The sequence below is a fragment of the Merdimmobilis hominis genome (assembly GCF_016901855.1).
GTDB lineage: Bacteria > Bacillota > Clostridia > Oscillospirales > Ruminococcaceae > Paludihabitans.
Map to the genome: position 1 here is coordinate 41,184 of NZ_JACJKY010000018.1, position 11,295 is coordinate 52,478.

Below are 11,295 nucleotides of genomic sequence, written 5' to 3' on the forward strand. Positions count from 1 at the left end.
ACAAGACAAATTATAAGTATTTCTTGAACGCTTTCTTCATCTTGAGCATGACATCGATTATCCAGTCAAACTGTGCGTTCCATTGATTCTTGTCACCGAAAGTTACGCTCTTCTCGATAACGATACGGCTTGCCTTACGCTCCGGCAGTTCTCGCCAGTCAAAGGTTAATTCAGCGTCGGATTCGATATCGTCTTTATTATCAAAGAGTGAGTGGAACAGGTCTTTATCCTCGCTGATATACAGTTCCACGTCCAGTTCGTTCCGCTTCTGAATCTGCGACACGGCGATGTGGCAGGCAGAAGAACCCACGCTGAAGTTCATCCAATGATCCATAAAACGATGTGCCGAATATCTGCGGATTAAGGAAACGGTACTGCGAGAACACGTCCAGTTCACGGTTCGTGATGACCGTGCCCGTGAGGAGCAGCTTATACCTTGCCTTATCTCCAAGGGTATGGAGTCCCTTGCTCTGCTTGCTGCGGTTCTCTTTCAGTTTGTGCGCCTCGTCCGCTATAATCAGGTCGGCGTTATATGCCAACAGTTCCTTTTCGAGACGCCACGCCGATTCGTAATTTACGACCACGACCTGCAAGCCCTCGTCCTGCAGCTTGTTCAGCTGCTCCTTCTTCTTTGCGACAGTTCCCTTGAGAACCGTCAGCGAATCTGGGAAGTCGGCAAACTTTTCAAATTCCTCCTCCCAGACGCCGAGGATGGAAAGCGGCGCGACCACAAGGACTCTGTTCACCAGCCCGTACTGGTACATACATCCCGCCACGGCGATGCTCACTATCGTTTTGCCGGTGCCCATTTCCATCAAAAGCGCCGTCCCGCGGCTCTTGAGACGCCCGTCAAATACACCGAACTTGTCGCAGGCAAAGGCAAAGGCGCGTTTCTGATGGTCATACGGAGCAGCCTTGATCGGCATCATCAGTTCGATGTTCTCACTCATTGCCGTCACCCCGCATTTCCTTGATCTCGATGCCCTGCACGGATTCGCCCGGCGTCAGCACGAGAACCTCACAGAATTCTCCGAAGAGAAAGGTGAGAAGCCTTTTCGGAATACTCCTGTGTTCGCTCTGCAGGACTTCCTGCTTTTTTCCCCTTTTGTCGGCGATATTGATTCGTACTTTGTGTTTTAATCTCATAAATTTGTCCTCCTGTTCCTGATCTGCATTGCTGCGGAGGATGGATGTATTTCCTTCCTCACTCACTACCGGAAAATTCAACCCTCCGAAGAGGTGCGGCCGGGGAGGACTCCGACCGCCGTATCTGCCGCCGCCCACGGTTCAGTCCTTTTTCGGGTACTTGTGGCGTTTTACACGCTCGACCCCGAAGGACTTAGCCACCCTGTCGATGATCTTGTTCTTGCGGTTCGTCATCGCCGCGGAGGAAGGCAGCTTTCCCGTCTGCTTGGCTTCATCCTGGCGCATCTCCTCAAGCGGAGTGCTCTTGCCGAAATGCTCGAAGAAGAAGTCCTGCTGCGCCTCCGTGCATTCCTCATTAATGACGCGGCGCGCCTGCTCCGCCTGGGGATTCTCCGGCTCCGGCTCGGCGAACAGTGCGTCTTCCGGGCTACCGCTCTTGTCGGCAAGCGTGTCCCAGGGATCGACTGCATCCTCGTTGTCGGGATCGGCCTTGTAGCTGTTCACCTTTGCATCAAACAGGGGATCGCGCAGTTCGCCCTCGTAGCGATCCTGCAAATCCATGTCGTGGTCGGACTCATCGAGCATGATGGTCAGTTCGAGCGACAGGTCTTTGCCGACCTCAAGTCTCTGCGTAACCACGCACTTTGCGTCATCGTCCCAGCGTTCGTAGCAGTAATACTTGCCGTCCGCCGTGAGATAACAGGTACAGGCCTTCCTGCGCCTGTGACCGGATACGATTTCATACCTGCCGTTCTCTTTCTGGCGAAGGGTAATGGGTGTAATGATACCGCGTTCCTTGACGCTCTCGACAAGCTGATCCATATCCTCATCCAGACGCACCTGAAACGGATGATCCGGAAAATCATCAATTTCTGACAGTGGAATGTCGTAAATTCTCGGAAGTGACGCCTCCCGGCGTTCCGTTTCATTCATGAACAGCTCATCGTACCCAGTCATGCCCAGATCGATTGTGGGCTTTCCTTTCAAGCGCCGTCACCTCCTTTGTCAGCATTTCATAAGCCGCCGCAACCTTCCCCTTTTTGTCATGAGAAAAGATGCTCTCACCGGTCAGCGCACATTCCGCCGCACGAACGGAATGCGGAATTTCGCTATCAAACACCTTGATATTCTGCCCTACCGTGTTTCGCAGGGATTCGATGATCTCTCTTGCGTTGTTCGTACGGCTGTCCACCATTGTCAGCAGAATTCCGTCTATTGTGAGCTTTGGATTGATGCTTCGTTTTACCTTTGAAATCGAATGCAGAAGCAGATTGAGTCCTTTCGCAGACAGAAAACTCGGCTGAGACGGTATGATCACGCTGTCTGCGGCCGCCAGCGCATTGATTGTCATCATCCCCAGAGAAGGCATGCAATCAATCAGAATATAATCGTAATCCTTCCGAACCGTATCAATATAGTTGCGGAGAACGTACTCACGGCTCATGAGATTGAACAGACCGGTTTCCATACCGGACAGTTCAATATTGGACGGAAGAAGATCCACGCCTTCATCGTGATGCAGAATGCCTGTGCGTTCCTCTATCGGCCTGTCTTCAATCACTGCGTCCATGACCGTTGAGAGTGTCACATCAATCGCGTCTGGATTTTTATGTCCGAGCGCCACCGTGAGACTCGACTGCGGGTCCGCGTCAATCAACAGCACCTTTTGATTATGGAACAGCTGAAGTCCCACACCGAGGTTTACAGTCGTCGTTGTCTTTCCGACTCCGCCTTTTTGGTTTGTGATGGCAATCACTTTGCAGTTGTCCATTGGCTTTCCTCCTTTCTTAAACATCGGGATCTTATCAAAAAGATCCATCAAAACACAAAGTGCTTGTCTTTGTGTTTTGATGGCTGCATTTCATTTTTCCTCGAACCCTAAATGCAGAAAGGGAACTCATCAGACGCCCGACAGCGAATCGGGTCCATGGGAATCTCACCCCTGCCGGGTCCTCTGCCAGCTCCGTAGAGAAGTATCATAATCGCCTGAGCCTGTCTCGGCCGTATCCGGTGCCGCCGGATATTTCGGAATGGTTTCGGGATCGCTCGCCGCCTTGTGTCCCGCTGATACCGCTTTGCGGCAGGTGGTTCGTGGCGTACCTTCCTTCGGCTATCGACTCAGGTAACGTATCTGATGAATGTGTATGCAGTTTTCAAGATGCTAAAGGAACTTTGAAAAAAGATTCCTTCAAGTGGTAGCCGGCGAGAAGCGTATTTTTTCACCCTCTTTTTTTAAAAAACAAAAAAATAATTCCCACGGCCGAAAAATCAGCCGCGGGAACAGAAAAACAGTGCTGTAAAGGCAAAAAAATAACGCCCCCATTTCCAATACGGAAATGAGGGCGTTTTTAGCTAAAAAGCTCGATATTTAGGCGAAAATTTTAAATTACTTATTTTCGCGGATCGCCGCTTGTGCAGCCGAAAGTCTTGCGATCGGCACACGGAACGGTGAGCAGGAGACGTAGGTCAGACCTGCGTTATGGCAGAACTCAACAGAGCTCGGATCACCGCCGTGTTCGCCGCAGATGCCCAGTTTGATATCCGGACGGGTCTGTTTGCCCAGATCAGCAGCCATTTTAACCAGTTTGCCAACGCCTTTCTGGTCGAGTTTTGCAAACGGATCGTTCTCATAGATCTTCTTGTCATAGTAAGCGTCGAGGAACTTGCCTGCGTCGTCACGGCTGAAGCCGAAGGTCATCTGAGTGAGGTCGTTTGTACCGAAGCTGAAGAACTCTGCTTCTGTTGCGATCTCGTCAGCTGTCAGAGCAGCACGCGGGATCTCGATCATGGTACCCACTTTGTAGGTGAGGTCAGCGCCTGCTGCTTTGATAACTTCATCAGCAGTAGAGGTGACAACGCCTTTGACGTAAGCGAGCTCTTTGACTTCGCCAACCAGCGGAATCATGATTTCCGGAACGATGTTCCAATCCGGATGTTTTGCTTTTACAGCCAGAGCTGCCTGGATAACAGCTTTTGTCTGCATTGCAGCGATTTCCGGATAGGTGACAGCCAGACGGCAGCCACGGTGACCCATCATCGGGTTGAACTCGTGCAGAGAAGCGATAACAGCTTTAACGTCTGCAACCGTTTTGTTCATTGTTTTTGCCAGAGCTTCGATATCGTCCTCTTCAGTCGGAACGAATTCGTGCAGCGGCGGATCGAGGAAGCGGATGGTGACAGGATCGCCTTCCATTGCCTCGTACAGTTCTTCAAAGTCACCCTGCTGCATCGGAAGCAGTTTTGCCAATGCTTTTTCTCTCTGCTCAACGGTGTCAGCAACGATCATCTCACGGATTGCCGGGATACGGTCAGCATCGAAGAACATGTGCTCGGTACGGCAAAGGCCGATGCCTTCTGCACCAAATTTTTTGGCCTGAATTGCATCACGCGGTGTATCAGCATTTGTTCTGACTTTGAGTGCTCTGAATTTGTCAGCCCACTCCATAATACGGCCAAATTCGCCGCCGATGGAAGCTTCCACGGTCGGGATTGCTTCGCCATAGATTGCGCCGGTCGAACCATTCAGGGAGATCCAATCACCCTCTGTGAAGGTTTTGCCAGCCAATTCGAATTTTTTGTTTTCTTCGTCCATTTTGATCTCGCCGCAGCCAGATACACAGCAAGTGCCCATACCACGAGCAACAACGGCTGCGTGAGAAGTCATACCGCCGCGAACGGTCAAAATGCCCTGAGAAGCAACCATGCCTTCGATGTCTTCCGGAGAAGTCTCAAGACGAACGAGAACAACTTTCTCGCCTTTTTCTGCCCAAGCTTTTGCATCGTCAGCAGTGAAGACGACACGGCCGCAAGCAGCACCTGGAGAAGCAGCCAGTGCGGTTGCGAGCGGGGTAGCTTTTTTGAGTGCAGCAGCATCAAACTGCGGGTGCAGCAGGGAGTCGAGCGATCTCGGATCGATCATTGCAACTGCTTCCTGCTCAGAGATCATGCCCTCGTCAACGAGGTCGCAAGCGATTTTGAGTGCAGCAGCTGCTGTTCTCTTACCGTTACGAGTCTGGAGCATGTACAGTTTTTTGTCCTCAATGGTGAACTCCATATCCTGCATATCGCGGTAGTGGTTCTCCAAAGTATGGCAAATGTCAACAAACTGGTTGTAGCACTCCGGCATAACCTCAGCAAGCTGATCGATTGTCTGCGGAGTACGAACACCTGCAACGACGTCCTCGCCCTGTGCGTTCATGAGGAACTCACCGAACAGTTTTTTCTCGCCGGTTGCCGGGTTACGGGTGAATGCAACGCCTGTACCGGAAGTATCGCCCATGTTGCCGAAAGCCATCATCTGGACGTTAACTGCAGTACCCCAGGAATACGGGATGTCGTTCATTCTTCTGTATACGTTTGCACGCGGGTTGTCCCAAGAACGGAACACTGCTTTGACAGCACCCATGAGCTGCTCTTTCGGATCAGACGGGAAGTCTTCGCCGAGTTTCTCTTTATATTCTGCTTTAAACTGATTTGCGAGTTCTTTTAAGTCCTCAGCAGTCAGCTCGGTGTCCATTGTAACACCTTTTTCTTCTTTCATTTTGTCGATGAGTTCTTCGAAGTATTTTTTGCCGACTTCCATAACAACGTCGGAATACATCTGGATAAATCTTCTGTAGCAGTCATATGCCCAACGCGGATTACCAGATTTTTTTGCCATAACTTCAACAACTTCTTCGTTTAAGCCAAGGTTCAAAATGGTATCCATCATGCCCGGCATAGAAGCACGTGCGCCCGAACGAACGGAAACGAGCAGCGGATTTTCATGATCGCCAAATTTTTTACCAACGATTTCTTCCATTTTTCCAATGTACTCCATGATCTGTGCCTGGATCTCATCGTTGATTTTTCTGCCATCTTCATAATACTGTGTGCAGGCCTCTGTGGAAATGGTAAAGCCCTGCGGAACCGGAAGACCGAGTTTGGTCATCTCAGCGAGGTTTGCACCTTTACCGCCGAGCAGTTCACGCATGGAGCCGTCACCCTCTGAGAAAAGGTAAACATACTTTTTGCTCACGTGTAATCTCCTCCAAAAATCATTGTCGGCCAATCTGTTTCATATGTCTTTTTAAAAAGTAATGAAAAAATCAGGCCGCTTGTCCGGTCACGTACACACATACGCACCAAACATCAAGCATATTATAACAGAAAAGAAACGAAAATGCTACATTTTCTTTTGTGAAACATCGATAGAATCGGTGTTTTTTTTAAAAAAAAGCATTCTGCTTGAAAATTCGGTTTGTTTTTGCCATAATAACAATAGAAAATTCTCTCAAAACGGCTCTTTATCTTTGTGTGAGGTGATTTTTATGTCAAACAAGCAAGCGGTACTCATTTTTGCAGATTCCGACGCGTTTGCTCCCATTCTCTTTTCTCCATCTGTTGCATGGGTGGTTGATACCTGCATGACGGGCGGTATTTCCTCTCTATGCATTTTTGCAGATGAAATCCCTGATACCGTTTCCTTGCCGGATACAGCTGACATTTTTACAGGCGATCATGCAGTCCATCATCTGGCAAACTGGCTCGAGAACCACCGCGGTGATGACATTCTGATTCTCGACGGCAGCATGCCGCTTGTAACGCCAGCATCTATTGCCGATTCCGCTCTCCATTGCACAAACGGCGGTGACCTTTTAAGCCGCATGCAAAGTTTGGAGCTCAAAGCGCATACAGCCGCTGATTTTTTGCGTGCACTTACTCCAAACACGTACAGCACAATCCGCACTGATTCAAGCCGTGCACGCAACGAGATCACCACACAGCTCCGTCAGCGCATTTTGTCTGATCTGCTTAATCAAGGCGTAGAAATTCCGTGCTTTGACGGTATCTTGATCGGCAGAAATGTATCGGTCGGCGCAGGCACAACAATTCTGCCGGGAACGATTCTGCGTAAAAATGTCACCATCGGCGAGCAATGCACGATCGGACCGAACACACTCATTGAAGACAGCACGATCGGAGAAGGCACGACACTCAATGCAGTGCAGTGTTATCGTTCCACAATCGGAAATCATGTCACTGTCGGACCGTTTTGTCATATTCGGCCAAACAGTGTGATTCGCGACGGCGTTCATATCGGCGACTTTGTCGAAATCAAAAATTCAGATATCGGCGCGCACACACACATTTCCCATCTGACTTACGTTGGGGACAGTGACGTCGGTGAACGGGTCAATTTCGGCTGCGGTGTTGCCACAGCGAATTATGACGGTAAAAAGAAATACCGTTGCAAAATCGGCAATCACGCATTCATTGGTTGTAATACCAATCTGGTTGCGCCAGTCACCATTGGCGAAAATGGATACACTGCTGCCGGTTCCACCATCACCGATGATGTTCCCGACGAAGCACTGGCCATCGCCCGTGCCCGTCAACAAAATAAGCCATTTTATAATAAAAAAATCCGATGAATTCCATCGCCGCAACCACTTGTTGCGGCGATTTTTCTTTTCCAAAATGTAATTATTTTTACTATCACTCCGTAAATCACAAAAATTAACGCTGTTCATATTGATAAATAGTAAAAAAAACGAATAAAAAAGCAAGAATCAGAATGCAATCTCGGTAAATTTGCTATATAATATATCCATCGACCGATTCCTTTTAGTAAAAGGAGGCGAAATCATGATCTTGGGCACTAAGATGCACTCGATTGATGAAAAAACATTCCAATATCTTGCATCCTGTTTCCAAGGATACAGTTGCAAAGTGTTTACCCTGCTTGAATCTGATGCCGCTTTACCTGCTGGGATGTGTGAATGCTTTATTCCGCCTGAACAGGCGTTGGCGGTTATTCTTCCGCTTTCCCATGTTTCCGGGTTTATCCATGACAGTGTTATGGTAGCAGAAGAGCCCAACATCGCATATCCTGTTTATGACGGCGTATTGCGTTATCGTTTTCAAAACGGAAATTCTTTCTACCTGCTCTTGATTGAGACCAACTTTTTACGGGAAATTCTCTGCGACACCAATTATATTCAAAATACTTCTGTTAAAAATTTTCCGATCACGCAAAAGCTTCTCCACTTAATCCAGATGTTCCGTGAAGAATTTGAGCGTACAACATTTGAGCATGAAGCGGTGTTGCAAAGCATTGCACATCTTCTGTGTACTGAACTTGTTCGGCAGGCGACTAATATCTCACAGTCCAATACCTCCGGTACATTTTCCAAAAAGCATACAGAAGTATTGGCAGCGGCAGAATACATCCTGATTCATTGTGCTGAACCGCTCTCCATTGAAAAGCTGAGTCAACAGTTCCACATGAGCAAATATTATTTTTCCCATGTTTTTAAACAGGAAATCGGCGAATCCCCTTATTCTTATCTCACACGCGCACGTATTGCACAAGCAAAACGAATGCTTGTGTATGAAACGACATCCGTCATGGAGATCAGTCAGCGATGTGGCTTTTCTACGCCCAATCATTTTTCTGATCTATTCCGTCAAAAAACCGGAATGTCTCCAAATGAGTACCGTGCTCATCATACGAAAACGCGTACATAATTTTTATTTTGGCCCAATGCGGTAGTTTTCGCATAGCATATGATCAAACATTTTTATTGAAAGGAAGGAATTATTATGTTGAAAAAACTTTTAGCCATTGCAACTGCACTCGTATTGACACTCGCGTTTGCTGCCTGCAGTAATGACAGCGGCTCTACCTCAGGCACAGAATCCTCTAAGGAGCCAAGCAAAACAACAGAAGAATCAACAGAAACAGAATCCAAAGCTGAAGAAGAACTCGAGACCCCATCTGGAGACAAAGTAGAACTTCCGGAAGGAACAGCATATGCAGACACTGATATCAGCGCAGATTGGCCTTCTGATCTCCCCGCTTCCTTGCCAAAAATGAAAGGCGAATTAACCGTTAAAGCAACAATGACTGGCGAAACTGTCGCTTTTGCAGGTGTTACAGAAGAAGATGCACTTAACTACATGGCTCTTTGCGATGCCGCAGCAGAAGAGAGCACCGGTGCTTATAATGATGGTAAAAAGATCGTTTTAAACGGAAAATTCGATGGCGAAACACTCACCATTACATACTATATTGAAGCAGTTGGTTCCACCCATAACGCCAACGATTTGAAAATTGCTTTTTAATTTTTAAAATATGATACCGCTATGCGATTTCTCTGAGTAGATAAAAAAGAGGTACAGATTCTGTACCTCTTTTTTCTTTTTAAAAAATGGTTCCTGCGCAAATAAAACTCTTTAACAGATCGCCTCGATATCCTTTATCCTCTTTCCGAAAACTTCCAATACAAACCCCATCATCCCCTGCACGCGCAGTTGCATGCAAGAATCTTGCATCTCCTAAGTAGAGTGCCATGTGTCCCGGAAAATACAGCAGATCTGCCGGTTTTGCCTGCTGCAAAGAAATGGGTTTCACAATTCCTTTTGACGGTTTGACTGCATCACGCCAGATCACTGCCCCATTTTTCAAGTAACTCATAAAACAAAGGCCAGAACAATCGATTCCGCTTGATGTCTTCCCGCCAAATTGATAGGGTGTATGAAGATAGGACATTGCAGTGCGCACCACATTCCGGCGGAAAACAGGCTCTGGTGCAATCTGTTCTGCGCGTTGTGCAAGCCAGGACGTGCGTGTATACAGAATGTCTGACATCCCTGCCGGCTGAATCTGCGACCATCCGTCCGCTGTTTCACTCATGCAAATAAGCAGACTGCCCTGCGGCACGCTCATTTCCTGCACGCTGTCCACACGCGGCTGCTTCATCAAATGCGCACTGCGCGCCGTCACCACGCGGTTTGCAGGATATTTCCCGTCGCAAAGCGCACCGGATGAAACAAATCCGCTGTATCCATAATCGGAAGTTACCTCGCACATGCCGTTTAAAACAGCTTCTTGATTCACGATCACTTCCATTCCATAAAGAATCTCATCCTGTAAAACCGCTTCGCTTGTTGCCGAAGCATAAAGCAAAGCACTCGGGAGAAAAACGGTTGCTTTTCTCATGCCATTCCCTCTTTCACTGTTGTTTCTGCGGGAGCACCGCCTCTGTTTCAGACGTTTTTTCTTCCACAATCAGCTGTTCCCCTGCCGGCTGGATCAATTCCTCACGAATGATTGAATCCGGCGCTTCATCAATCTGCGCCTGTTCCACCAGTTCCCATCGAATCAGCGATGCATTTTCCTCTGCGGCAGGCTGTACGGAAGACTCCTCTTCCGCCGGTTCTCCGTCAGAAGGTGCATCCGTAGTCATTTCTTTCGGTTGAGAAAGCGGATCTTCCGGTTCTTCTATATCGCGTTGCTCAGATTGCATCGTTTCTTCCGATTCCTCTTGTTTTTCTTCTATGAACAATTCTTCTGTCTCGACTTCCACACATACTGCATCAGTCAGTTCGATCACTTCATCCGATACCTGTGCACTTGTTTCAGCCTGCTGATCCTCCGGCTCGGCCGATTCGATTTCAAAAATCTGATCTGATGATTCTGCAGCTTCCGCAGATTTGACCTGATCCGGATGTAAGAATGCTTCAAGCAATGCATCGTAATATGCTCTGCGGCGCATGGTTTGTTTTTTGACCAACATCCACACCAAACAGCCGCCGCAAATCAAAAACAATCCGCAGCCGCCTATAATCAGCGCCCATTTCACCTGCGGCTGACGCAGCCACTGCACCAGACTGCCGATGGACGCACTTTCAAACACGATGCCGCCAAGGCACTGTGAGGAATCCATATAGATGCCGCTGAGCGTCTGTGTATCATCCAAATAATAAATCGCATTGCCGTTTGTCTCAACGACACGAACCATAGAAATTTTGCCGCCTACTTCAAGCATCAGCTTTGTTCCCGGTTTCATGTCCGCCGCATGATTCGATGCCACAAAAAAAGTCGGCGCGTCCTGATCATTCGCAACAAACGCTGTATAGCCAAACAAGGATGGCCGCTGCGATGCCGCCAGTACAAACAAACAGCACGCAATACACGCCAATCCGGCAACCAGAACGAGATTGACTGTTTTTAAAATCCGAGTGATTTTTTTCTTCATCGCTGTTCTCCTGTTTTATTTGATATGATACCTAAAAAGTAGACATTAAAATATAGGACACCTTGATGTATAATAAAAGAGTCAAGGAGTTGAAGAAAAATGGGAAAATACCAGTTTAGTTACGAAG

Annotated in this window: 11 protein-coding genes; 3 read left to right on the forward strand and 8 right to left on the reverse strand. The window is 48.1% G+C overall.

The genetic code is table 11. The features are described from left to right. Positions 1-10: 10 nt before the first annotated feature. From H6A12_RS10280 to ppdK, 6 genes are all read right to left on the reverse strand, one after another. Positions 11-334, reverse strand: coding sequence for a DUF4268 domain-containing protein (locus tag H6A12_RS10280; protein WP_345941245.1), 324 nt, complete (start codon positions 332-334; stop codon positions 11-13). Continuing rightward, positions 225-950 carry an SNF2-related protein gene (locus tag H6A12_RS10285; protein WP_243415485.1) on the reverse strand — a complete coding sequence of 242 codons (726 nt, stop codon included), beginning with the start codon at positions 948-950 and terminating at the stop codon, positions 225-227. Before H6A12_RS10285 ends, H6A12_RS10280 begins: the two co-directional genes overlap by 110 nt. After that, positions 943-1,146, reverse strand: coding sequence for a hypothetical protein (locus H6A12_RS10290; RefSeq protein ID WP_204447577.1), 204 nt, complete (start codon positions 1,144-1,146; stop codon positions 943-945). Before H6A12_RS10290 ends, H6A12_RS10285 begins: the two co-directional genes overlap by 8 nt. 141 nt (positions 1,147-1,287) lie before the next feature. Next, complete coding sequence (locus H6A12_RS10295; RefSeq protein ID WP_204447580.1) at positions 1,288-2,133, reverse strand: ParB N-terminal domain-containing protein; 846 nt, start codon at positions 2,131-2,133, stop codon at positions 1,288-1,290. Continuing rightward, a complete protein-coding gene (locus H6A12_RS10300) occupies positions 2,087-2,917 on the reverse strand; it encodes a ParA family protein (RefSeq protein ID WP_204447581.1) in 831 nt (276 codons plus the stop codon). The genes H6A12_RS10295 and H6A12_RS10300 overlap by 47 nt, the downstream gene beginning before the upstream one ends. Before the next feature lie 615 nt (positions 2,918-3,532). Continuing rightward, positions 3,533-6,163 carry a pyruvate, phosphate dikinase gene (ppdK, locus tag H6A12_RS10305; protein ID WP_204447582.1) on the reverse strand — a complete coding sequence of 877 codons (2,631 nt, stop codon included), beginning with the start codon at positions 6,161-6,163 and terminating at the stop codon, positions 3,533-3,535. A 292-nt stretch (positions 6,164-6,455) separates the two neighbouring features. Here ppdK and H6A12_RS10310 point away from each other — a divergent pair, with 292 nt between their 5' ends. From H6A12_RS10310 to H6A12_RS10320, 3 genes are all read left to right on the forward strand, one after another. After that, complete coding sequence (locus tag H6A12_RS10310; protein ID WP_204447583.1) at positions 6,456-7,559, forward strand: UDP-N-acetylglucosamine diphosphorylase; 1,104 nt, start codon at positions 6,456-6,458, stop codon at positions 7,557-7,559. 214 nt (positions 7,560-7,773) lie between these two features. Then, the gene (locus H6A12_RS10315; RefSeq protein ID WP_204447585.1) at positions 7,774-8,655 is read left to right on the forward strand and encodes a helix-turn-helix domain-containing protein; all 882 of its coding nucleotides are present in this window, start codon (positions 7,774-7,776) and stop codon (positions 8,653-8,655) included. A gap of 75 nt (positions 8,656-8,730) precedes the next feature. Next, positions 8,731-9,252 (forward strand): hypothetical protein, encoded by a 522-nt coding sequence (locus H6A12_RS10320; protein ID WP_204447588.1) that lies wholly within the window; start codon positions 8,731-8,733, stop codon positions 9,250-9,252. A 79-nt stretch (positions 9,253-9,331) separates the two neighbouring features. Here the strand turns inward: H6A12_RS10320 and H6A12_RS10325 are convergent, their stop codons facing one another. Beyond that, entirely contained in the window at positions 9,332-10,129 is a 798-nt protein-coding gene (locus H6A12_RS10325) for a C40 family peptidase (protein ID WP_204447590.1), read from the reverse strand. A gap of 13 nt (positions 10,130-10,142) precedes the next feature. After that, the gene (locus tag H6A12_RS10330) at positions 10,143-11,168 is read right to left on the reverse strand and encodes a hypothetical protein (RefSeq protein ID WP_204447593.1); all 1,026 of its coding nucleotides are present in this window, start codon (positions 11,166-11,168) and stop codon (positions 10,143-10,145) included. Positions 11,169-11,295 lie beyond the last annotated feature (127 nt).